The sequence below is a fragment of the Streptomyces sp. NPDC021080 genome (assembly GCF_044333225.1).
Classification (GTDB): Bacteria; Actinomycetota; Actinomycetes; order Streptomycetales; family Streptomycetaceae; genus Streptomyces.
The window spans coordinates 334,337-357,243 of sequence record NZ_JBIRQM010000005.1 but is presented as its reverse complement, the minus strand read 5'-3'; the positions used below and the strand labels follow the sequence as shown (position 1 = coordinate 357,243).

Genomic DNA, 22,907 nt, shown 5'->3' with positions numbered 1-22,907 from the left:
TCCGTCCCCGGTCAGCCCTCCAGGGCGAGGCGGGCCCCCAGGAGCAGCAGGACGCCCCCGGAGACCTGCTCCAGGCGCCGGCGCACGCCGGTCCGGGACAGCACCGACTTCATCCGGCCGACGAACCACACGTAGACGCCGTAGTACCCCACCTCGTAGACCGCCCAGAGCGCGGCGAGGCCGAGCATGGCGGGCAGGTGCGGGGCGCCCTCGGGTACGAACTGCGGCAGGAAGGACATGGCGAAGACGGCGGCCTTGGGGTTCGCGAGGTTGAGCAGCAGGCCGCCCCGGTAGGACGCCCAGGCGCTCCTCTCCGCGCCCTCCCAGCCGCCGTCGGCGGCCCCCTTGGAGCGGCGTGCCTGCCACAGCGTCTGGACGCCGAAGCCGACGAGCACGACGGCGCCGACGACGCGCATGACGTCGTACGCCATCTCGGAGGCGGCGAGCAGGGCGGTGAGGCCGAACGCGGCGACGGCGCCCCACAGGAAGACGCCCGTCTCGTTGCCGAGCACGGTCATGAAGCCGGAACGCCTGCTGCCCAGCGAGCGTTTGATGATCAGCACGGTGCTCGGTCCGGGCGAGGCCGCGATCAGGGTGCAGGCGCCGAGGAAGGCGACGAGGGTGCTCAGCATGCGGCCATCGTGACGGGCCGCGGCTCCGTTGACCAGCCCTTTTCCCTCTGTGCCTCCGGACCGTGCCCGCGCGGGAGCCGGGGCCTCAGGTCGCGGTGCCCGGGAGCGCGGACAGCTGCCCGCGGCTGCCGTTCGCGTGGCGCACGCTCAGGGTGACCGCCCGGCCCGGCCGGGCGTCCGCCACCGCGCGCGCGAGGTCGGCGGCCGAGCTGATCGCCGTCCCGTCGAGGGCGAGCAGGACGTCGCCGCGTACCAGGCCCGCGCTGTAGCCGGGGCCGGGGAGGTGCACCCCCACGATGAGCGCGCCCCGGCCGCCGGGGGCGTCCACGGCCTCGACCCCGAGGGTGCCGCGCGCGGACGGCCGCCCGGGCTCCCCCGGCCGGACCGGAGCGCCGCCGGACTCCGCCATGGAGCCGACGGCCCGCGACCCGGCCGGCCCGGCGGACCCGGCGGACCGTGGTGCTCCGGCCGGCCCGGCCGACCGTGGCGCTCCGGGCCGTGGCGTCTCGGAACCGCCCGGCGGCCCGGCCTCGGGACCGGCGGAGGGCCGCCCGGCCGCACCGGCCTCCTTCTGCGGGTCCACCAGCCCGCTCACGCCGATCACGGTCGCGCCCACCGCGCCGAGCCCCACGCCGGACAGGACGAGGACCACGCCGGCCGACACCCCGAGCAGCAGGGTGGCCAGCCGCCTGCCGCGGCGTCGCGACACGTGCGGGCGCCGGATCGCGGCGGACGGCCGGGGGCCGCCCGGGTCCTGGCCGGGCATCGGCTTGGGGCGCAGCGCGGTCGGTTCCATGGGTCGCCTCCGGCAGATGTTCTACGGGCCGCCTTCGGCTCTTCCTCTACCCCTGGCTCCGGCGCGCGACGATCCCCCAACGAGTGAGACTGCGGTGCCCGCTCCCAGGAAAGGAGGACCGCCGTGCCCGTTCCGCCGAGAAGCAGGACCGCGGCTCCCGTTCGAGGAGGCGGCCAGGTCCCTTGTCAGTGGCGGCTGTTACGTTCGGTGACATGAGCGACCACGCCCTGCGGCTCCTCCGCGAGACCCCGCACCTGGCCGAACTGGCGGCCTTCCCGTTCAACTTCGACCTGGACCGCGCCCGGCACGTGGAGGAGGTCCGGCTCGCCTCGGGAGGCCCGCTGGAGCCGGTGGCGGGAGACGACACGGGCGGCACGTACTTCGTGTGCGCGGACGGTTCGGTGCTGTACGCCGACTCCGAGGGCTCGGCCGGAATCATCGGGAACAGCGTCGACGAGGCAATGGAGATGATGATCGGGCTGCCCGGCTGGCACGACCATCTGGACCTGGCCCCCGGCGACGGCCCCGAGGCGATCCTCGCGACGGTCGCCGAGACCGAGGAGGAGATGCGGGAGTGCTACGGGATCGACGCCGAGCGCGCCGAACTCCGCGCGGCGCTGGACCTGCCCGAGCGTTCCCCGGTGGAGCTGGTCGGCATGCTGCACGCGGCCCTGCTGCGCACCGAGCCGGGCTTCCTGCTGCTCAACACGGAGGAGGGCGGGGCCTACGCACTGCTGGACGGCCACCCCCGGACACCCCTGTGGGACACCGTTCTCGAACGGGGCCGGGCCGACCTCGCGCTGCTGCGGCAGGGCACCTCCTGGGACGAGGTGGCCACCGACCGGGTCCGCCGCGCGCTCGCGCTGCGCGCCGCCCAGTACGACCGGCAGGACACCGACCTGCCGCTGCTGCGCCATCTCCTCGCGCACGAGGCCGAGGCCTCGACGACCGACGAACTGCGGCTCGCCGCCGTCCTCGTGGGACTGCACGGCCTGGCCGAGGACCTCCCGCTGCTGCACACGGTCCGCGAGACGACGTACGACACCTGGTGCGGGCTGGGCGGCATACCGGAGGCGGGCGCGAGCGGCGAGGAGCTGCGGGAGTGGGCGCGCGGCCTCGACGACTCGTTCCTCGGGACCGATCCGCGGGACGCGCCGGAGTCCACGTGGACCCGCCTGGCCCGCGAGCAGGGGCTGGACGAGCTCGCGCGCGTGGCGCTGATCCGGCGGCTCGACGACGTCGACCGGCGGGCCTACGCCCAGCGGCCGGCCGGTTCGGACGCGTCCGACATGCACGGGCTCGCCCACGCGTTCATGGACCTCGGCGACACGTTCCAGGCCCTGCGCGCCCAGCGCCTGTTCACGGCGCTCCAGAACACCGGCCGGGGCCGGGTCTCGGCGCTGCTGACGCTCTCCCGGCTGGAGCGGGAGTCGGGCCGGCCGCGCGAGGCCGCGCGGACCCTGGCCCGGCTGAGACAGACGCTCACGGCGGGACCGGGGACCCCGGGCGGCGGGAGGGCCGACGCCCCCGACGAGTCGTTGAAGCACTGGCGGGACACGAACCTCGGCGTGTTCGTCGTGGACGAACACCACGAGGTCGCCCGCGCGGCCGCCGCCGACCCCGGTCTCCCCGAAGAGACCCGCGAGGTCACCGAGGCCGCCGCGGTCCTCCTGTCCGAACTCTCCGAGGCGGCCCGCCGCAGCGTCCGGCGCTGACGTCCGCGCCGCCCCGGTCCGTCAGAGCGGCACGGGCTGCGCGCGCCGGGCCAGGGGCGGCGCGGGCACCCGGTCCGGTACGAATCCGTGGGCGCGCCGGGCCAGGTCGGCTGCGCCGTAACGGCGGCAGTCCTGGTGCCACTTCAGGATTCCGGCCAGCCAGTTCTGCAGCTCCGTCACATAGCCCCGCATGATCCCGCGCGCCTCCTCCGAGAGCTTGAAGTCCTCGTACAGGATGGGCAGTTCATGTTCGGCGACATGCTGGAACTGCTCCATGCGCCGGGTCATCAGGTCATGGACGATGCCGAGCGCGGCCGGGTAGTCGCAGCCGAAGAAGTTCTGCACGACGAGGATGCCGTTGTGGATCTCCCCCTCGTACTCGATCTCCTTCTGGTACGAGAAGACGTCGTTCAGGAGCATCGCGTAGTCCATGGCCGCGTTCTCCAGTGACCGGACGGGGCCGCTGCGGTAGACCTCCGGCGGGACGCTCCGGCCGTGTCCGAGGCGGCACAGGCTCATGGTGAGCTCGGAGCCGAAGGTGGCCCGGCGCATCTCCAGGTAGTCGACCGGGTCCGGGATGCGGTTCTGCATCTGGTTGGACAGCTCCCACAGCCAGCTCTCCGTCATCACGTCCACCGCCGCGCGCAGGGTGCTCCGGGCGTCCGGGGTCATCTCCGCGGTGGTGCGCCGCCACAGGTCGATCAGCCCCCGCTCCATGCCGTTGACCGGGACGGGCACCTCCTCGCCCGCGACGGGCATGCAGGCGGACAGCCGCGCGGTCGTCACCTTGGCGGCGGCCAGGTCGCGGCGGTTGCCGTAGTACAGCGGGTAGTAGTCGTCGCCGTAGGTCCCCCAGGCCAGCCACTGCGAGCTGAGGTCGAGTGCGTCGGCCGTCGCGTCGGGGTGGATGCCGGCGGCGCAGAGCGGCAGGTCGTAGGCGATGAGCTTGTCCTCGTCCCAGACGCCCTCCCGGAGCATGCCCATGGCGTGCATCCAGGTGCCGAGGCGGTCGCGGGCTCCCGCGAGGTGCGGGCTGAGGGTGACCTCGAAGGGCATGAGGAAGTCGGGGAGCCGGGAGGGTCCGACCTTCCGGAACGGGACATGGGTGTACGCGCGCAGCCGCTCGGCCCCGGCCGCGGAGAGCAGCGCCCCGATGTCCGCGGCGGACGTGCCGAACCCGCTCGTGCCGAGGGGCCGCGCCTCCTCGACGGCGCCCTTGTTCATGTACCGGCTGGAGCGCATGTGCCATTCGTGTCCGCCGGACTGCCAGTCCTGGAGGCCCTGCGTGTACGCGGCGACGGCGCCGACCTCGGCGGGGGTGAGCCCCTTCTCGACGGCCAGCGCGGGCACCTCGGTGAGGGAGGTGTGCTCGAACTGGTGGAGCCGTGAGGTGAGTACGTCGTTGACGGTCTCGGCGGCCTGCTGGGTCGTGCAGCCGAAGAACGTCTCCAGGACGAGGACTCCGTTGCTGAGCTCGCCCTCGTCCTCGACCTCCCGCTGGTAGGAGAAGAGGTCGTTGCGCAGATGGACTCCGTCGGAGAACGTCTCCATCAGGACGCGCAGCGGCCTCGACTCCGCGACGGACGCGGGCACTTCACGGGTCGCGTACTCGACGAGCCCGGCCGACCAGGGGGCTCCGCCCACCTTGCGGCGCATCTCGATGTACTCGACGGGGTTGGCGATCCGTCCCTCGTCGATGTTGGACAGCTCCCACATCGACTCGTTGAGCAGGTGCTCGGTGGAGACGGCGAACCGTCCGCGCCATGCCGTGGACATCGAGGGCACCGTGCGCGCCCACAGGTCGGCGAGTCCCGCCTCGACGGGATTCTCCGGCTCGGGGACGGGGGTCGACAGGTCGAGCGGCATGAAGAGGGGGAGCCGGTCGAGGTAGGCCTTGCCGCCGGCGCGGTCCTGGCTGCGCTTGAAGGTCTCCAGGAAGTGGTCGTCGAAGAAGAACACCCACACGTACCAGTCGGTGATGAGGGAGAGGGCCGGGCCGTCGCAGTCGGGGTGGGTGTAGGCGCACAACAGGCCGTAGTCGTGGGCGTCGAGGTCGGACTGCTCCCAGATGCCCGAGCCCTCGAGCATGCCCATGGCGCGGGCCCACTCGGCCGAGTGGGCCCGCGCCTCGTCCAGGTGCGGGTTCAGCCGGGCGGCGTACGGCATGTAGAAGTGCGGGAGTCGGAACGGCTGCGTCATGGCCGGGCCCTACCCAGGCCCCCGCGAGCACATCCGCAGGCCAGGGCATGATCACACCATCGCGTGAACCGGCCCGAAAGCCGCACACGACGACGCGGCACGGGTTCGACACCACCGCGCGTCTTCACCGGGGCCCACGGCGACACCCCGTCGCCGCGCGCCTTCGCCTCGGCCCGGCAGACACACGGCGCCGCCGCGCGACGCCATCACAGCCCCACAGCCCCACAGCCCCACAGTGACACTCCGTCACCGCGCGGCTCGGTCCCCGCTCCGGCGAGGGGTCATCCGCGTCTCGCCTGGATGAGCGCGTGGGTTCCGCCCGTGCGCCAGCGGTGGTCCTCGGCGGCGTCGAGGGCCGCCTCGACGGCGGGGTCGAGCCCGACGACGACATCCGACTTGAGCGTCCGCAGCGCGGCCACCGCCCCGGGGAAGGAGGCGGTGGCGACGGTGAACGGGGTGGTGGCGGGGTGGAGCCGGTCACCGATGAGCCGGCGGTAGTTCAGGTCGCCCTTCAGCACGGTCACGTCGGCCGCGGCGAACTCCCGCCGGAGGTCGTCGGGCAGCTCGGCGTACGGCAGCGGGCCGCAGGCGAAGGGGTGGGTCCGGACGGTGAGCCGGCCCGCGGACAGGGCCGCCCACAGCCGGTTCCCGGCCTCGCCGGCCGCTCCCTTCGCCGCGGTCAGCCGGCGCAGGGCGTCCAGCACGTCCGCCGCCGTGGCGTCGGACACGTAGTACGGATACGGCTTCACGTGCAGGACGGCCCGCTCGACCCGTCCGTGCCGGAGCAGATGGTCGACGAGGAGCAGGTCGGGGATGAGTTCCCGGCCCGCGTTGTCCGCGATCAGACAGAGGGTGCCGCCGGTGAACAGGGACCGCAGCAGATCCGCGTCGTCGGCCACGAGCTGGGGCGCGGCGGCCGCCGCGCCCCCCGTGCTGGCCAGTCCGAACCCGAGGTCGGCGCGGTTGCCCCACAGGGAGCCGTGCAGCAGCGCCTCCTCCTGTTCGTCGTCCGGCCGGCGCGCGAGGTCGTCCAGGGCGGCGAGTTCCTCGTCGGTCTCCGGGGTGTCGAGTTCGGCGAGCTTGAACGGGCGGAAGGGATCGATGCCCTGCCAGGGGCCTGGCTCGAAGTAGCCGACGGCTTCGAGGAGTTTGCGGTAGAAGTAGCTCTCGGACCACAGGAAGGGCAGGTCGAACCAGGACCGGCCGTAGTACTCCCGGCCGCCCCAGGCGTCCCACCGGCCGCGGTCCGCGGCGGGCTCCGCGAGCGGTTCGACGACCCCGTCGACGCAGTTCTCCAGCAGGGCGTCGAGCGCGTGACGCCGCTCGGGACCGTACGGGAAGGCGTCGCGCACCTTCCGGATGAGCGCCGGATGCCGCTCGGCCAGCACGCTCCAGGGGAACGAGCCGCGCAGCGAGCTCACGACCACCGGGGCGTCGTCAGGGGTGGCGGCGAAGTGGTCGGGGGCCTCGGGATCGCGCATGCGGCTCACCGTACCGGCTGAGCAGAAGGGGCCGTCCGACGCGATGCGCGCCGAGCGGCCCCTCCCCCCGTAAAGCTCAGCGTTCGGCCCAGGTCGGTCGGCTTCGAGCTGTCGTGCGCCCCCGGCGTCCTGCGCGGCCCGGTCCGGGACACGGGTGCGCAGCCGCCGACGGCGGTCGCGCTGAACGATAGGCGGGCGGCGGAGCGCGGGGATAGCGGGAAAACCCTCGATCCGGCCGGTGTCCGGCCCTAGGGAATGCCACCCGCGCGATCCGGGTGAGGTGGTCCCGTCGTGCGCCGGTCGCGGGCGCGGAAGCGGCTGAACGCTCCGTGCCCCACATCCGTATCCCACCGTGCCCCGTGCGAGGAATGCCTCCCGGCCGCGCACGGTGGCCCCCGCTTCGCCCACGTACCGAGGAGACGTTCCGGATGACCGCCTACCGCACCGCCACCGCGGCCGCTGTCGCCCTGGCGGCTCCGCTGCTGCTCACCACGTGGGCCGCGGGGACAGCGTCGGCGCACGGAGCGCCGACGTCTCCGGTCAGCCGGGTGTACGCGTGCTCGCCCGACGGCGGCAGCCAGGGTACGGCGGCCTGCCGGGCGGCGATCGCGGCGAACGGCCAGTCGTTCGCGGCGTGGGACAACCTTCGGGTACCCGGTGTGAACGGCCGGGACCGTTCGGTGATCCCGGACGGAAAGCTGTGCAGCGGGAACCTGCCCGCCTACAAGGGGCTCGACCTGGCCCGCGCCGACTTCCCGGCGACGCGTCTTGCGGCCGGCGCGTCCCTGACCATGAAGTACAGCTCGACGATCGCGCACGCGGGGACCTTCAAGCTCTATCTGACCAAGCAGGGTTACAGCCCGACGCGGCCGCTGAAGTGGTCGGACCTGCCGGACAAGCCGTTCGCCACGGTCACCGACCCGGCACTGGTCGGCGGCGCCTACCGCATCAAGGCGACGCTGCCGTCCGACCGCACGGGCCGCCAGATGCTGTTCACGATCTGGCAGACCTCCAGCACCCCCGACACCTACTACTCGTGCTCGGACGTGGTGTTCTCCGGCGGGGGCGGGGCGTCCGGGCCGACGCAGAAGACCAGGGCTTCGGGGACCACCGGGAGCGGTTCCGCCGGCAAGGGCGCCAAGAAGTCCCCCGAGGCGACGCGTTCGGCGACCACTGCCCCCAGCCCCAGCCCCACGGCCGCGTCGCCGTCCGCCGACCCGGCCTCTCCCGAGGCGAGTTCGGCGGCCGAGAAGGCGGGCACCGATCACCTGGCGCCCGCCGCCGAGAGCACCTCGGGCGGCGGCCCCGCCCTCCCCATGGTCGCCGGTGGAGCGGGGGCGGCGCTGCTGCTCACTGCCGGCGTCGCCGTGGTGCTGCGACGCCGGCAGTGAACCGGGTTCCCGTGGGGGTCAGTTGACGAACACCGCCGGGCTGCCCGCCTGGCTGGTGTCGGTCACGGGCGCGTACTTCGCGGTGAAGTAGCCGTTCGCGAAGCAGAGGGACGAGCCGGAGAACTTGGTGAACTGCTGGCTGGTGAAGGTGATGCTGTTGTCGGCGTTGTTCGCCGTGCCGGACAGGCTGGCCGCCCGGTAGACGCAGGTCAGCGTGCCCAGCAGCGAGCGCAGCTTGACCGTGGTCTGGATGGTGGAGCCGGCGGCCGGGGTGACCGTGACGCTTCCGTCGGAGCCCACCGCGGTGCTGTAGGGCAGGTTGTCGACCGTGATGCTGGTGACGCCGAGAACGCCGACGACGTTGCTGCTGCACGAACTGGCGTCGAAGGTGTGGCCGGTGAGGGACTCGGTGGCCGTGCCGGGGGACGCCGGGTTGTCGGCGGCGGTCGCGGTGAAGGTCGACGCGGAACAGGAGACGCCGCTCGTGCCGGTGCTGCTGGAGTAGAGCGTGGCGTTGGTGCCGCTCGCCAGCGAGGCGGCGAGGACGTCGCCGACGGCGACGGGGGTGCCCGCGGCGCTGCCGGTGGTGAGCACCGCGACGTCGTCCGCGGAGGCGGGGACGACGGCGGACGCCGTCAGGGCCGCGACGACGCCGGCGAGGGCGAGCAGGGATCGAGTGCGCATTGGGGGGTGCCTCTTCTCCGATGGGGGTGTGGGTGCCTGGCCGCGCCGGGGCGCGGGGGTGCGGGTCGAGAAGGTGGCGCGGGGTGGAACGGGCCGCGCGCGACGGCGGGACGGAACTTCCGGAACCCGCCCGCGGGAGCGGTGCGAGGAGTGACCGCCGCCGGTCCGTGACGCCTTCTCCTTACGCCACGGGCCGGCGACGACAGCCGGGCGACCGGTACGGCCCTCGGGGGGAAGGTGACCGCACCGGTGCCACGGAACGGGGAACGGCCGAGGGGCGCGCCTTTGCGGCGTGCGCGCCAGGGCCGATCCGGAACACGCCATGACCGCCCCGCAGAGCGGGGTCCGGGAGGTGACGGGCGCGTCGGCCGACGGATCCGGCGCCACGGATCCGGGAAACAGGGAGAGTTGTAGACCTGATGGATGGTCAACGTCAAGGCACAGCAAGGAAGTTGGAGGTCAGCGCGACTCCGCGTCCGACCCCTGTTCACAGGTGAGGCACAACTGGCACGGTTTTCCCACAGGCTCCTTGACCGTGCGTGTAACCATCGGTAACTTCCTCGAAGGCTACTGCCGCGTAACGAGAAAGCCCTTGCAACCGCCGGGAGGCGCGAGGAGGCGTGCGCGGCAGCTGCTGTCCGCGCCAGGACAACGCGCCACTGGAGCCCCACCCGCATCGACATCAGCATCGAACGTGCCCAGGGAGCAGACATGGCTTCGTCCCCGGACGCCACGGCGTCCAACGGTTCCACGCCCGAGAACCCGGAAAGCGGTTCAGCCGCCGACGGACAGAACAGACGCGGGCGGGTCCGGCTGCGCCGCGCCGCCGTGATGGCGGTACCGGCGACCATGGTCGCCGCGGGGCTGATGATCGCGACGGCCGAGGGCGCCCTCGGCGTCCAGTTCGCCATCTCCGGCATGCCGTTCACGGTCACCGCGACCGAGCTGAACGGCACCGGCTTCGAGCAGTTCGGCGGCCTCGACAACATGGCGGACGGCAGCCCGAACGCCGGCGACACCGGCGGCCAGGTCCTCATCGTCACCTCGGCGATCAAGAACGCGACCCTCGACCACCTGTGCCAGAGCGTCGACCTCGGGGGCACGAACCTGCTCATCACGGCCGGCAGCGGGTCGGACAAGGTCCAGGCGACCGACCTGACCACGGACTCCACGGAACTGTCCGGCAACGCCTCCTTCAACAACATCGAGATCGGCAACGACGCCAGCACCCTGAACAAGGCCGGGGTCCAGGGCCCCAAGGGCGTGTTCAGCCAGCAGGCCGACACCGTGCGCATCGCCAACCTGCGCCAGACCAACTACGCGACGACGGCCGGGGTGTTCAAGCTCCCGGGCCTCAAGCTCCGCTTCAGCGACCAAGGCTGCTGATGAGTGCCGAAGCGCAGCCGGACGACACCCGGGACCTGAGGCAGCCGGACGAATCCCTGGACCTGAGGGACACCTTCCGGCGGTGGCGCGCGAACCGCCCGTTCTGGGGCGGGCTGCTGCTCACCCTGGGAGGGGCGGAGATCCTCCTCACCGAGAAGGCGTCGCTGAAGGTCGTCCTGCACATCGGGATGCAGGGCCTGGCGGGCTATCTGCTTCCCACCACGATGCTGCTGTGCGGCCTGCTGATCCTCTTCAACCCGGCCCAGCGCCTGTTCTACTCCCTGCTGGGCATCCTGCTGTCGCTCGGCACCTGGGTCACCTCCAACCTCGGCGGGTTCTTCATCGGCCTGCTCCTCGGAGCCGTCGGCAGCTGCCTCGCCTTCGGCTGGCTCCCCGACCAGGAGCCGCGCAGGCGGCTGTTGCGTCGCGGGCACGCCTGAGAGGGGCCCCGCGGCGGGATCCGAACCCTCACTGGCTTGCCCGCGCGTACAGGCAAGACGGAATTGCCTGTACGCGCACGGAAGTTGGCAGCGCACGCATCCGGACCCGGGCACAACTCGACGTGCCCGGGTCCTCGCGTAGCGTCACGCGCCGTAAGCCGAATAGAGGTTCGACGGCCGGGAGGTTCCCGATGGGAAACGCATGTCCTTTGGTGATCGACACGACCGGACGCGACATCCACGGAGAGGCCGCCCGGATCCGCGCGAGAGGACCGGTGGCCCTGGTGGAGCTGCCCGGCGGGGTGCAGGCCTGGGCGGTGAGCGGTCCCGAACTGCTGAAGCGGCTGCTCACCGATCCCCGGGTGTCCAAGGACGCGCGGCAGCACTGGCCCCTGATGGCGAACGGCGTGATCACGCCCGAGTGGCCGCTGTTCACCTGGGTGTCCGTGGAGAACATGTTCACCGCGTACGGCGGTGAGCACCGGCGCCTGCGCACTCTGGTCTCCAAGGCGTTCACCGCCCGCCGGACGGCCGCGCTCCAGCCGCGTATCGAGGAGATCACCCGGGAGCTGCTGGACCGCGTGGAGAAGGCCGGACGCGGCTCCGAGGTCGTCGACCTGCGCGAGGAGTTCTGCTACCCGCTGCCGATCCAGGTGATCAGCGAACTGTTCGGACTGCCCGAGGACCGGGGCCCCGAGCTGCGCGAGCTGGTCGACCGCATATTCGCCACCTCCGCCGACCCGGGCGAAATGACCGCCGCCTACGGCCGGATGCTGGACGTCCTGGCCGAACTCGTCGCCGCCAAGCGGAAGTCACCGGGCGACGACCTGACCTCCGGGCTCATCGCGGCCCGCGACGACGAGAACGGCGGCGCGCTCAGCGAGCAGGAACTGCTGGACACCCTGACCCTCATGGTCAGCGCCGGCCACGAGACGACGGTCAACCTCCTCGACAACGCCGTGCACGCCCTGCTCACCCGTCCCGAACAGCTCGCGCACGTCCGCGAGGGCCGGGCCGGCTGGGACGACGTGGTCGAGGAGACCCTGCGCGCGGACGCGCCGGTCGCGAGCCTCCCGCTGCGCTACGCCGTCGAGGACATCGACCTCGCCGAACTCGGCGGCCCCGAGGGGGCCGTGATCGCCGAGGGCGAGGCGATCCTCGCCGCGTACGCCGCCGCCGGGCGCGATCCCGGGCGCCACGGCGAGGACGCCGCCGTGTTCGACGTCACCCGTGCCGACAAGGAGCACCTCGCCTTCGGCCACGGTGTGCACCGCTGCCTGGGGGCCCCGCTGGGCCGCCTGGAGGCCCTGATCGCGCTTCCGGCCCTGTTCGAGCGCTTCCCGGACCTCCGGCTCGCCGTCCCCCAGGAGGAGTTGACGCCGGTGGACTCCTTCATCTCCAACGGCCACCGCTCACTGCCGGTCCGGATCTCCTAGGCCGCCGGACCTGGCCGTTCCTTCTCCGGGTCCGGGCCCCGCTTCTCCGGGCCCCGGCGACGAGGGCCACCCTACGGAGCGAACGGCCGCACCGCCCCGGTCACTCCCCGCGCCACCAGGCCGCCGTCCGCGCCCAGGCGCTCCGCGGGCGCTCGGGCGCGGGGGCCCACGGGTCCACGGCGGGCGGCGCGGAGACCTCGGACGACGGTCGCCCCGCACCCCCGGCGTGTCCGGGACCGGACCGCCCGGTCCCGCCCCGGCCGTCCGGCCGTCCGCTCCCGGACCGTCCGACGGCCGGGGCGGGCGGGAAACTCACCGGCAGCTCGGCGAGCGCGCGGTGGAACGGGCCCGGACGCCACCGGAGTTCCTCCACGGGAACCGTCAGCGCGATGTCGGGGATCCGGTCCAGGAGTTTTTCGACCGCGACGGACGCGATCAGCCGTGCCGGACCCTGCGCGGGGCAGGTGTGCGGACCCGCGCTCCACGCCAGGTGGGCCCGATTGCCCGTGCGTCGACGGCCGGTCAGCGCGGGGTCGGTGTTCGCGGCGGCGAGGCTCACCACCAGCGGCTCGCCCGCGCGCAGCGGTGTGCCCTCGTACACGGCGTCGTGGCGCGGGTAGTGCACGGCGTAGTTCGCGATGGGCGGGTCGGTCCAGAGCACCTCGTCGAGGGCGTCGTCCACCGGCAGGGTGCCGCCGGACAGACCGCCCGCGAAGCGGTCGTCGGACAGCAGCAGACGCAGCGCGTTCGCGATCAGGTTCTGCTGTGGTTCGGTGCCCGCGCCCATCAGCACGGCGAGGGTGTGGACCAGTTCCTCGTCGGTCAGCGCGGCCGGGTGCTCCATCAGCCAGGACGTCATGTCCGCGGCCGGCCGCCGCCGCTTCAGCTCGATCAGGTCGGCCAGGGTGGCGGTGAGCAGCGCGTACGCCTTCTCCGCGTCCACCCCGTCGAACATCCCGGACATGCCCTCGACCAGCCGGACGCCGTGCCCGGCGGGGCAGCCGAAGAGGTGGTCGAAGACGAGCAGCGGCAGGACCTGGGCGTACTCACCGAGCAGATCCGCCGTGCCGAGCGGCGCGAACCGGTCGACGAGGGTGTCGGCGCTGCGCTCCGCGTAGCCGCGCAGGGTGCCGGCCTCGACGCGGGCGAGCGTGTCGGTGATGGCGCCCCGCAGCCGGCCGTGTTCCTCGCCGTCGGTGAACAGGGCGCTGGGCCGGTACGTCATCATCGGGAGGACCGGGCTGTCCGGCGGGACGGTGCCGTCGGCGAGGTCCCTCCAGTGCCGCGGGTCCTTGGAGAAGGTCTCCGGGCTGCGCAGGACGTGCAGCGCCGCGTCGTACCCGGTGACCAGGGTGGCCCGGACGCCGGGGGCGAGTTCGACGCGCGCGGTCGGTCCGGACTCCCGCAGCCGTCGGTACACCGCGGCGGGATCGGCCGCGAACCGCGTCCCGTACAGGGGCTCGTGGGCCGGGCAGCCGGGAGGCGGTTCGGCGTTCACGCTTCCTCCGGTTCGCCGGTGCGGGCCAGCAGATGGGTGACGAGGGCGATCAGCGTCCCGGTCGCCGAGACCCGGTCGCGGGCGTCGCAGCGCAGCAGTGGCGTGGAGGGCAGCAGGTCGAGGGCCTCGCGCACCTCGTCGAGGCCGTATCCGGGCGTGTCGTCGAACTCGTTCAGGGCGACGGCGTAGGGCAGCTCCAACTCCTCCAGCAGGCCCATGACTTCGAAGGACCGGTCCAGGCGCCGGGTGTCGGCGAGGACGAGGGCGCCGAGCGCTCCGCGGGTCAGGTCCCGCCACAGCCGGGTGAAGCGCCGCTGCCCCGGGGCGCCGAACAGATAGAGGACCAGCGTGTCGTTGAGGGTGACGCGGCCGAAGTCGAGGGCGACCGTGGTGGTGGCCTTGCCGCGCGCGCCCGTCACGTCGTCGACGAACGCCCCGGCCCGGGTCATGACCTCCTCGGTGCGCAGCGGACGTATCTCGGACAGGGCGCCGACGAACGTCGTCTTGCCGACCGCGAAGTGGCCCACGACCAGGAGCTTCACGGCCGTCCGCACACTCGCGGGCAGGTACGCGGCCTCAGAGGCGGGAGCGCAGTCCATCGAGCACCTCCTTGAGGACACGGGTGTCGGACTGCGGCCCGGCGGAGGGGATCGGCGCGCGGGTGACGAGGTGACCGCTGTCCATCAGATCGGCGACCAGCACCTTGGTGACGCTGACGGGCAGTTCCAGATGTCCGGCCACCTCGGCCAGGGACAGGGCCCCGGGCCGGCACAGTTCCGTCAGCCGCCGCTTCTCGGGGCTCAGCCCGGTGCGCGGCGGGCCCTCGGCGGCGATCAGCAGGGTGACGAGGTCGAGGGTGTTGCGCGAGGGCTGCGAGCGGCCGCCGGTGACGACGTACGACCGCACCAGCCGTTCCCCCGGGCGACGTCCGGGCGGTCTCATGCCGGACTGCCGGTGTCCTGCCGGGCGGGACTGGTCAGCTCCTTGCCGAGCCGGTCGACCATCTTGTGCATGCGGTAGGTGACCGCCTCCATGTCGACGTCCTCGGTCGTGGACACCGCGAGGTGGGTGCCCTCGCCTGCGGCGACGAGGAAGACGTACCCGTGCGCAAACTCGATCAGGGTCTGCCGCCACGGCGTGTCCGGGCTGCCGCAGAACTCGGCGGTGCTGCGGCTGATCGACTGCACTCCGGACAGACCGGCGGCCAGCCGTTCCGCGTCGTCCCGGCCGATGTCCGCGGAGTGGGCGCGGAGCATGCCGTCGGCGGACAGCAGGATCGCGTGCCGCGCTTCCGGCACCTTCAGGACCTCGTCGAGCATCCACCCCAGCTCGTTGGTCATGGGCGCGGTCATCCCTGTGTGCTCCCTTCGATCGGATGGGGTGTTCCGTACGACGTCGCGGGGGCGTCCGCGGGCGTCTCGGGCCGGTCCGCAGGAGCGGGGGCGGGGGCGTCCGTCGAGGTCACAGGGCCGTCGGCCGACCGGTCGGCACCGGGTTCCCGGGCGGCGACCGGCGACTGCGGGGCGGCGGCGGTTCCGGCGGCATCGGGCGATCGCGGGGCGGCCGGGGTTCCGGCGGTGTCCCGTTCCGTACGGCCGAAGCGGGTGCCGCGGGCGAACGCGCCCATGCGCCGGGCGTTCTCCTCGGCCGACCGCGCGCTGACGTCCTCGGCGGGCACCTCGGCGGGCCGTCCGGCGGCGGGCCGTCCCGCGCCGCCCGTCTCCTGCGGGGCCCGGCGCCGCCGCTTCGGCAGACCGCCGGCCGTGGTCGTCCCGACGGGCTCGGCCGCCCGCCGGGTGGGAAGCACCGGCGGCATGGACGCCGCCCGCGCGCCCACGGGCCTCCCGGCCGGCCGCGGGGGCACCTCCACGGCCGGGGCCACATGCGTGAGCAGGGCCGAGGGCAGGAACACCACCGCCCGGACACCGCCGTACGGCGACCGGGTGTCCACCGAGACGCTGAACCCGTACCGCGCGGCGAGGACACCGACGACGGCGAAACCGAACTGCGGAGGGTCGTCGAGCCGGGTCACGTCCACCAGGTCGCGGCCGGTCAGCAGCCGGGCGGCCCGCTCGACCGCCCCGCCGTCCATGCCGACACCGGCGTCGTCGACGACCACGCAGGCACCGTTGTGCGCCGGCTGGACGGTGACCTCGACGGTGGTGTCGGGCTGCGAGTGGCGTGCCGCGTTGTCCAGCAGTTCGGCGACGGCCAGGACCACCGGTTCGACGGCGCGGCTCTCGACGGCGAGGTCGACCTGCCCGTTGACGCGGACGCGCCGGTAGTCACGAACCCGGGAGGTCGCGCCCCGCACCACCTCGACCAGCGCGGAAGTGCCGCGCTGGCGTCCGGGCCAGGAGCCGCACAGGACGGCGATCGCCTGCGCCCGACGGCCGAACTGGGCGTTGGTGTGGTCGATCTCTAGGAGGTCGCGCAGCACGTCGGGGTGGTCGTGCCGGTCCTGCATCTCGGCGATGGACACCTGCTGCTCGTTGGCGAGGGCCTGGATCGACCGCATCGACGCCTTGAGCGCGGACTTCGCGGACCGGTCGGCGCGCGCCTGCGCGTGTCCCACCGCCTCCGAGAAGCGTTCGAGGACGGTGTCGAGCTGCTTCGCGAAGTCCGTGCCCGCCAGCCGGGCGTCGAGCAGGCCGACGGCCGGGACGTCCGTGCCGGCGTGCCGGTGCGGGGCGTCGTCCAGGACGGGCAGGCGGGCCTCGGCCAGATGGCGCAGCTCCTCGTCGCGGGCCCGCAGGTTCTCCGTGAGTTCGTCGGCCCGCCTGCGCTGCCGCCCGCTGATCCCGCGCTGGCGCAGCAGCAGCACGGTGACGGCGAGCAGGCCGGCGGCCAGGCACCAGGACGCGGCCTCCGGTATCCGTTCGGTCATGGTCCTCAAGTCCTCTTGTACAAAGAAGCATTACTGGGACAGGAGCAGGAAAAGTGAGGGACGGGACGCGAGTTGGCGGGGCGGATGACGGTAGCCGCGTGCGGGTGTTCGCGCTTTCCGCCGCGCGCAAGGAAGTTGCCCCCATGCGCACCGACTGTGTGCACTAGGCTGACACCGCGTAACTGCCCTCACCCGCGCGGGAGTCGATGGTGGCCAGGCCCACGGGGACCTACTTGGTGGAAACCCGTTCGACGGGTGCGGTGGAACCGGCCGAGCGGGCCGACTTCTGGAGCGAGCACATCGGGTCGTACCAGTCCCGGATGGGCTACCGGTACGGCCGCACCGACGACTTCCGCGGGAGGACGGTCCGTCAGCGCACCCAGGCGTACCAGCTCGTCAGGTTCCGGTCGGAGGAGATCGAGTACAGCAGGACCGCGCGGCAGATCCGCGAGGATCCCGACGGGGACTACCGGTTACTGCTGCCGCTGACCGGACAGATCGTCCTGCGCCAGGACGGTCACGAGGCACGGCTGACGCCGGGGACGGGCACGCTCGTCTCGTTCGGATCGCCGTTCCAGTGTCTGCAGGACGCCTCCACGCAGGCGTTCGTCCTCACCATCCCGGCCCGTGAGCTGGACGGCCCGCTGAACCGCAAGTCGCCGCTGGCCACCGGCCTCGACCTGAGCAGGGGCCTCGGCCGCGTCGTCCGCTCGATGCTCGACACGCTGTACACCGAGCGTGACGACCTGACCGGCTCCCAGTTCGACGCCGTGTCCGACCGTGTGGTGGAGCTGCTGTGCATGCTCACGACCGGCGACGACCGTCCCGGCGGCGCCCGCCACCTGACCGACGTGGAGACGGTCGTGCGCCGCCACGTCCGCGAGAACGCCGCCGACCCCGGCCTCACCGGTACGTCCATGGCCCGTGCCCTCGGCTGGTCGCTGCGCCAGGTCCAGCTGGCCCTCCAGCGCGCGGGCACCACCCCCCGCGACCTGATCCGCGAGGAGCGGCTGCGCCTGGTCCGCGAACGGCTCCGGTGCGGCGACTGCGAGCACCTGACAATCACCGACCTGGCCCACGCCTCGGGGTTCTCGTCGGCGAGCGCCCTGAGCACCGCCTTCCGGCAGCGCTTCGGGGTGAGCCCCCGGGAAATGCGCAACGGCGTCCGCGGGACGTGACCGCGCGGCCCGTTCCCCTTGCCGCCGCACCCCGCGGCCGATCACGGCCTGGGACAATCGGTAGAGGACGGGAACCCGGCCGAAGCGGGCCGCTGCCCCGGGAGTGGAGATGGATCTGCGGCAGATGGAGGTCGTGGTCGCGGTGGCCGAGGAGGGCGGTTTCACCGCGGCGGCCCAGCGGCTGCGCGTCGTGCAGTCCGCCGTGTCGAGCACCGTCCTCACGCTGGAGCGGGAGCTGGGCACTCCGCTGTTCGACCGCACCACGCACCGGGTGTTCCTGACCCCGGCGGGCGAGGTCTTCGTCCCGGCGGCGCGCGCCGCGCTGCGGGCGGCGGAACAGGCGCGGGCGGCCGTCGGCCTGGTCCAGGGGCAGCTGCGGGGCACGATCACGATCGCCACGTCGCAGGGCGTGTGGGCCGACCTCCACCGGCCGCTGGCCGCGCTGCGGGCCGAGCATCCGGGCGTGACGGTGCGACTGCGGCAGTCGTCCCCGGCCGACATACGGCACGCGCTGCGCGAGGGCACCGCCGACCTGGCCGTGGTCGCGCTCGACCGGCTGCGGCAGCGCGGTCTGGTGACCCGGCTGCTGTCGTACGAGGAGATGGTGCTGGTGTCCGCCCCGCAGCGCGGGCTCACCGGAACCGGGCCGGAGGGCGGAACCGGCCCGGAGGACAACACCGGCCTGGAGGACGGCACCGGCCCGGAGGACGGCACGGTCACCCTCGCCGAGGCCGCCCGGCTGCCGCTGGTGGACTTCGCTCCGGGCCGGGCGATCCGCCTCTGCGTGGACCGGGCCTTCCGCGCCGCGGGTGTGGAGCGGGAGAGCGCCTTCGAGGTCGACGACGTCCTGGCCGCGGCCGAGCTCGTCCGAGGCGACCTGGGCGTCTGCGTCCTGCCCGCCTCGGTCGCGGGACGGTTCCCCGGCCTCAGGACCCACGCCTTCGCCCGGCACGCGCCGCACTGGAAGATCATGCTGGTCCGCCCCCGCGGCGACGCCCCGCCCGCGGTCGCCGCACTCCTGCGGCACCTGGCCTGAACTCCCGCGGCACATGACCCGAGGACGGCCTCCACCGCGTGCGTCGGCCCGGTCAGGCGGGGGCCGCGGGCGGGGCGGCCGGGCGGACGGGCGGCTGGGGGGTCAGCCGGTCCAGGCCCTTGCGGTCGTAGTAGCGGGTCATCGCGAAGCCGAAGACGAGGGCGAGCGCGGCACCGACGGCGATCATGAGCCAGGCGCGGCCGAGCCCGGCGTCCGCCCGCGCGTCGAAGAAGAGGATGGCGCGCACCCCGTCGCTGAGCTGGCGCATGGGCTCGAAGACGGACAGGAACCGGTAGAAGCCGGGGACCGCCTGCAGCGGGACGGTGGCGCCCGAGGACGGCAGGCCCAGCACGATGAACACGAACATGGACACGAGCTGCCCGATCCCGCCGAACGCCGCGTTGATCGCCTGGACGCCCAGTCCGACGGCGAGGCTCGCACAGTAGGAGTAGATCCACAGCAGCGGCAGATGGGTGGCGTCCATACCGAGGATCGCGACGGTGGCCAGCATGACCAGGGACACCGTGAGCACGGTGATCCCGGCGGTCATGACCATCTTCAGGAGCAGGGTCTGGGTGCGGTTGATCGGCACGGTCGGGCGGCGGGTGTGCCAGGGGCCGATCTCGTTGTCGGCGTAGCCGAGGGCCGTGTCGACACCGGTGCTGATGAGGTTGCCGCCGAGGAACCCGGCGAGCACCAGGAGCAGGGTGTAGTAGAACGCGCTGAGCCCGAGGCCGCTGTGCGCGCCGATGGGGTGCCCGATGCGGGTGACGACCCGGACGGGATCGGCGAGGAGCAGCCGGGTGGTGGAATCCGCCGTCGCGGTCACCGGGGACGCCGTGAGCTGTTTCCCGATGGTCGTGGAGGTCTGCTGGGCCACGGCCGTGGTGATCCGGGCGGCGATGGACGAACCGAGGCTGCCCGTACCGGGGTTGGTCAGTACCGTCATCGTGGGCCGGACCGTGGCGTTCGCCGTGGTCAGGGCGGTCAGGGAGTCGGTGAAGTCCGCGGGGACGACGAGGGCTCCGTAGATCTTGCCGGAGGAGAGCTGGTCCTGGGCCTGCGCGCCGGTGAGTCTGCGCCAGTGCGCCGCGCCGCCGGTGTCGCTCGCGGCGATGGCCGCGGTGACCTGGGTGCCCACGTTCTGCCGCTGCCCGGGCGGCGGTTTCCCGGTGTCCTCGTTGACCAGGCCGATCGGCAGATCACGCAGATGCCCGTTCGGGTTGACGATGCCGCCCATGTAGAGCAGCGACAGCAGCAGCGCGAGCAGCCCCGTCAGCACGGTGGGCACCAGCCACAGCTTCGGACGGCGCAGGAGCGTCGCGGCGCGGGCCTGGACGGGGGCACCGGCCGCGCCTCCGCCGGAGACACCCCCGCGGCCGTCCGCGCCCGCGCCGCCGTTCGCGCCGCCGCCGCGATTCGTGCCGCCGGGGCCGCCGGGGCGCGTGCCGTGATCACCAGGTCCCGGGGCGTCTCCGCCACCACCCGATCTGCCCAGGGGCTCCCCGCCGCCGTCGTCCGCGGGGTGGTTGCTGTCGGCGTCCATGGTTCTCCGTAGGTTCCGGGGCGGCACGGGGCGGCGATGAGCGCACGGCCCCCGGCCGGGGAGTCCGGGGCCGCGCGTCAGGCCAGGATCGGGGGTGCGCGCGGGTCACGGACGGCGACTCGCCGTACCCGCGACGGCGGTCCACGCTTCGCACGACGACGTCCGCCGACAGACCGGACCGGATCCCCGCCCGCCGCCCCGCCGAGGCCTTCACCACGCCGAAGCTTCACCACCCCGAAGCCTTCGCGCCCCGGAGGCCTTCACCCCCCGCGCCCACGCACCTCGCATACCTTCACCACCCCGAGGCTTTCGTGCCCCGGAAGCCTTCCCCCCGAAGCCTTCGCGCCCCGGAGGCCTTCGCCGCCCCGAGGCCGGACCCTCACCTTCCGGGGGCCGGATTCTGCGGTCGCGCGGTCACCGTTCGGGTCGTACGTTCGTCACGCGGCCGGCGTCTCCGGCCGTGTCGCTCACACGGTGGTCCCGCTTCCACTCCCGGACACCGTGGCGTCACACCGGACGGGAACGTGTTCCCCGTCCCCGTTGCATCGCCTCGGATCCGTCCGTCCGTACCCGGGCGTGACGCGGAAGGACGACGTGCGCCGTGTCCCTGCCCCCGCTCGACAGCCTCCCCACACCAGCCGTCACCACAGCCACACCGTCACCCGCACCCGCACCCGGCGACGCGTCGTGCGTCACCCGTTCGGGCTCCGCGACCCGCCTCACGTTCCTCACCCGCCCCGCCCGCCTGGTGCTCGCACTGCTCCCCCTGCTGGTCATCGGAACCTGGGCGGCATTGGACCGGAGCGCCTGGCGTGACGGCGCCGGGCGGCTGGCCGACGCCGATCCCCGGTGGCTGCTCGCAGGCATCCTCTTCACCCTGCTGGGCTGGGTGGTCGCCGCGTGCATCCGGCAGGGCGCCCTGCCGGAGAGGCTGCCGCCCGGGCTGCTGCTGGCGTCGCAGCTCGCCGCCGGCGCCGCCAACCTCGTCCTTCCGTCGAGCATCGGCGCCCACGCCGTCACCCTGCGCTTCCTCCAGGGCCGAGGCATCCCGCTGGCCCGCGCCACCGCGTCGCTCGCCCTGTACTCGCTGGTCAAGCCGGTGGCGCGGATCCCGGTGCTGATCTTCTTCCTCCTGGCCCTCGAAGACACCCGGGGGCTCGGCCGACTGACCCCGGACCGCACGACACTGCTGTCGGCGGCGGGCACCGTGGCACTCGCCCTCACGGCCGCCTGTCTGCTCCTGGCGGTCGTCCGTCCGCTGCGCCGCCCGGCCCTCGACTTCCTTCGCACCGCGCTGACCGATGTACGGATCCTGCACACCCGGCCCGGCCGGGTCCTGGCCCTCTGGGGCGGGTCGGCCGCCGCCCCGGTGCTCCAGGGGAGCGTGATCGCCTCGGTCGGCTTCTCCCTCGGGCTGCCGTTGTCGTGGGCGCAGGTGGTGTTCGCGCTGCTGCTCGCCAGTACCGCCGCCGGCGCCGTACCCGCGCCGGGCGGCATCGGCCCGGTGGACGCGGCCCTGGTCTTCACCATGGTCGCGCTGGGCGCCCCGACGGGCCTCTCGACGGCCACCGTCATCGCCTACCGCGTCCTGACGGTCTGGATCCCGCTGATCCCGGGCACGCTGATCCTTTCGGCCCTGGTGCACCGCAAAGTGCTGTGAGCGAAAGCCGGAACGGAGACGGGGCGATCGGCCGGGTCAGACACGCGGTGAGCCAACTCATGGTGTGGAACAGGCCACTTGACGCCTTATCGCGTTGCGCCTGCAACGTGCGGTGCGACAAGGTGTTCGATATGCCATGAGACGTACGTGACACGCGGGAACTGTTCCGGCACACGGGAGCGTCTCCGCTGTCGAACGTCCGAGCGTTGGCAACGGCCGAAGAGTGGCGACGTGCAAACACGATGAACACGGGGGCGGGTCAATGAAGTTCGACATGGGGTCGTCGACCCTGGCGGATCTCGGCAAGAGCACGGTCGGTTCGACGGAGGACCTGGGCACACTGATCCAGTGGCTGGTCCAGGCGGCGGAGCCGCTGGAGGGGAAGTTCAACGGGGCGGGCAAGGCCGCGTTCGACTCGTTCAAGGCGCACACGGACGAGATCACGAGCGCGCTGAACGGTTCGCTGGGCGCGATTCTGGGCGGCCAGGGCGGCATGGACACCGCGTTCGGCTCCGGCGATCTGGAGCAGGAGGACAACGCCCACCAGAACATGGGGCAGTCCAACTTCGACGCCGCCCGCTTCGGCGCTCGCTGAACAGACACGAGGGGAACTCGACCATGGGGCAGAACCAGGACCGCCGCTCGTACGACACCGGTGCCTCCACCGAGGTGCAGGGCAGTCTGCAGGGTGTCATCGGCCAGTTGGAGCGCGTCCTCGGCGACCGCGACCGCGCGGTGAAGGCCGCGATGGCCGACTTCACGGCCGACGGTGTCGCCGACGAGTACCACGGCAAGGAAATGCGCTGGAACCGCGCCGCGAACGAGGTCCGCGACATCATCCGCCTCGTCCGCACCACGCTGGAGCAGAACGACGGCACCGCGCAGTCGACCATGGCCAAGGCGCGGGCGGCCGTCGACAACATCGGCTGACCGGCACCGGCA

General features: G+C 73.0%; 21 protein-coding genes. 10 read left to right on the top strand and 11 right to left on the bottom strand.

The window, feature by feature from the left end:
- Positions 1-11: 11 nt before the first annotated feature.
- Positions 12-632 (bottom strand): LysE family translocator, encoded by a 621-nt coding sequence (locus tag ACH4S8_RS14775; RefSeq protein ID WP_398393717.1) that lies wholly within the window; start codon positions 630-632, stop codon positions 12-14.
- A gap of 85 nt (positions 633-717) precedes the next feature.
- Positions 718-1,428 (bottom strand): PDZ domain-containing protein, encoded by a 711-nt coding sequence (locus ACH4S8_RS14770; protein WP_398393715.1) that lies wholly within the window; start codon positions 1,426-1,428, stop codon positions 718-720.
- A 212-nt stretch (positions 1,429-1,640) separates the two neighbouring features.
- On the opposite strand from ACH4S8_RS14770, the gene ACH4S8_RS14765 reads away from it, so the two are divergent.
- Positions 1,641-3,143 (top strand): hypothetical protein, encoded by a 1,503-nt coding sequence (locus ACH4S8_RS14765; RefSeq protein ID WP_398393713.1) that lies wholly within the window; start codon positions 1,641-1,643, stop codon positions 3,141-3,143.
- Positions 3,144-3,164: 21 nt separating this feature from the next.
- Here the strand turns inward: ACH4S8_RS14765 and cyc2 are convergent, their stop codons facing one another.
- Complete coding sequence (cyc2, locus tag ACH4S8_RS14760; protein ID WP_398393711.1) at positions 3,165-5,342, bottom strand: germacradienol/geosmin synthase Cyc2; 2,178 nt, start codon at positions 5,340-5,342, stop codon at positions 3,165-3,167.
- Positions 5,343-5,623: 281 nt separating this feature from the next.
- Positions 5,624-6,823, bottom strand: a complete 1,200-nt coding sequence (locus ACH4S8_RS14755) for a damage-control phosphatase ARMT1 family protein (RefSeq protein ID WP_398393709.1) — start codon at positions 6,821-6,823, stop codon at positions 5,624-5,626.
- 428 nt (positions 6,824-7,251) lie between these two features.
- Here ACH4S8_RS14755 and ACH4S8_RS14750 point away from each other — a divergent pair, with 428 nt between their 5' ends.
- Positions 7,252-8,214 (top strand): lytic polysaccharide monooxygenase, encoded by a 963-nt coding sequence (locus tag ACH4S8_RS14750; RefSeq protein WP_398393707.1) that lies wholly within the window; start codon positions 7,252-7,254, stop codon positions 8,212-8,214.
- A gap of 18 nt (positions 8,215-8,232) precedes the next feature.
- On the opposite strand, the gene ACH4S8_RS14745 is transcribed toward ACH4S8_RS14750, so the two are convergent.
- A complete protein-coding gene (locus ACH4S8_RS14745; RefSeq protein WP_398393705.1) occupies positions 8,233-8,898 on the bottom strand; it encodes a Tat pathway signal sequence domain protein in 666 nt (221 codons plus the stop codon).
- A 711-nt stretch (positions 8,899-9,609) separates the two neighbouring features.
- On the opposite strand from ACH4S8_RS14745, the gene ACH4S8_RS14740 reads away from it, so the two are divergent.
- From ACH4S8_RS14740 to ACH4S8_RS14730, 3 genes are all read left to right on the top strand, one after another.
- Entirely contained in the window at positions 9,610-10,284 is a 675-nt protein-coding gene (locus ACH4S8_RS14740; protein ID WP_398393703.1) for a DUF6230 family protein, read from the top strand.
- Positions 10,284-10,724, top strand: coding sequence for a DUF6114 domain-containing protein (locus ACH4S8_RS14735; RefSeq protein WP_398393701.1), 441 nt, complete (start codon positions 10,284-10,286; stop codon positions 10,722-10,724). Before ACH4S8_RS14740 ends, ACH4S8_RS14735 begins: the two co-directional genes overlap by 1 nt.
- A 191-nt stretch (positions 10,725-10,915) precedes the next feature.
- Positions 10,916-12,160, top strand: a complete 1,245-nt coding sequence (locus ACH4S8_RS14730) for a cytochrome P450 (protein ID WP_398393699.1) — start codon at positions 10,916-10,918, stop codon at positions 12,158-12,160.
- Positions 12,161-12,260: 100 nt separating this feature from the next.
- On the opposite strand, the gene ACH4S8_RS14725 is transcribed toward ACH4S8_RS14730, so the two are convergent.
- The 5 genes from ACH4S8_RS14725 to ACH4S8_RS14705 are packed head-to-tail and all read right to left on the bottom strand — an operon-like array spanning position 12,261 to position 16,545.
- A complete protein-coding gene (locus ACH4S8_RS14725; RefSeq protein WP_398393697.1) occupies positions 12,261-13,658 on the bottom strand; it encodes a cytochrome P450 in 1,398 nt (465 codons plus the stop codon).
- Positions 13,655-14,257, bottom strand: coding sequence for a GTP-binding protein (locus tag ACH4S8_RS14720; RefSeq protein WP_398393695.1), 603 nt, complete (start codon positions 14,255-14,257; stop codon positions 13,655-13,657). Before ACH4S8_RS14720 ends, ACH4S8_RS14725 begins: the two co-directional genes overlap by 4 nt.
- Positions 14,235-14,600 carry a DUF742 domain-containing protein gene (locus ACH4S8_RS14715; protein WP_398393693.1) on the bottom strand — a complete coding sequence of 122 codons (366 nt, stop codon included), beginning with the start codon at positions 14,598-14,600 and terminating at the stop codon, positions 14,235-14,237. Before ACH4S8_RS14715 ends, ACH4S8_RS14720 begins: the two co-directional genes overlap by 23 nt.
- Positions 14,597-15,010 (bottom strand): roadblock/LC7 domain-containing protein, encoded by a 414-nt coding sequence (locus ACH4S8_RS14710; protein ID WP_355840032.1) that lies wholly within the window; start codon positions 15,008-15,010, stop codon positions 14,597-14,599. Before ACH4S8_RS14710 ends, ACH4S8_RS14715 begins: the two co-directional genes overlap by 4 nt.
- On the bottom strand, positions 15,007-16,545 hold the full coding sequence (locus tag ACH4S8_RS14705; protein ID WP_398393690.1) for an ATP-binding protein: 1,539 nt from the start codon (positions 16,543-16,545) through the stop codon (positions 15,007-15,009). Before ACH4S8_RS14705 ends, ACH4S8_RS14710 begins: the two co-directional genes overlap by 4 nt.
- Before the next feature lie 236 nt (positions 16,546-16,781).
- Here ACH4S8_RS14705 and ACH4S8_RS14700 point away from each other — a divergent pair, with 236 nt between their 5' ends.
- Both ACH4S8_RS14700 and ACH4S8_RS14695 read left to right on the top strand, forming a co-directional pair.
- Positions 16,782-17,723 carry a helix-turn-helix domain-containing protein gene (locus tag ACH4S8_RS14700; protein WP_398393688.1) on the top strand — a complete coding sequence of 314 codons (942 nt, stop codon included), beginning with the start codon at positions 16,782-16,784 and terminating at the stop codon, positions 17,721-17,723.
- A 109-nt stretch (positions 17,724-17,832) separates the two neighbouring features.
- Positions 17,833-18,759, top strand: a complete 927-nt coding sequence (locus ACH4S8_RS14695) for a LysR family transcriptional regulator (protein ID WP_398393686.1) — start codon at positions 17,833-17,835, stop codon at positions 18,757-18,759.
- Between the two features lie 52 nt (positions 18,760-18,811).
- Here ACH4S8_RS14695 and ACH4S8_RS14690 read toward each other — a convergent pair whose 3' ends face one another.
- Positions 18,812-20,305, bottom strand: a complete 1,494-nt coding sequence (locus tag ACH4S8_RS14690; RefSeq protein ID WP_398393684.1) for a YhgE/Pip domain-containing protein — start codon at positions 20,303-20,305, stop codon at positions 18,812-18,814.
- A 601-nt stretch (positions 20,306-20,906) separates the two neighbouring features.
- Between ACH4S8_RS14690 and ACH4S8_RS14685 the strand changes: the two genes are divergently transcribed.
- The 3 genes from ACH4S8_RS14685 (at position 20,907) to ACH4S8_RS14675 (ending at position 22,895) form a co-directional block, all read left to right on the top strand.
- On the top strand, positions 20,907-21,965 hold the full coding sequence (locus ACH4S8_RS14685) for a YbhN family protein (RefSeq protein WP_398393682.1): 1,059 nt from the start codon (positions 20,907-20,909) through the stop codon (positions 21,963-21,965).
- Positions 21,966-22,227: 262 nt separating this feature from the next.
- Positions 22,228-22,560, top strand: coding sequence for a hypothetical protein (locus tag ACH4S8_RS14680; protein ID WP_398393680.1), 333 nt, complete (start codon positions 22,228-22,230; stop codon positions 22,558-22,560).
- Between the two features lie 23 nt (positions 22,561-22,583).
- Positions 22,584-22,895 (top strand): pore-forming ESAT-6 family protein, encoded by a 312-nt coding sequence (locus ACH4S8_RS14675; protein WP_398393678.1) that lies wholly within the window; start codon positions 22,584-22,586, stop codon positions 22,893-22,895.
- Positions 22,896-22,907 lie beyond the last annotated feature (12 nt).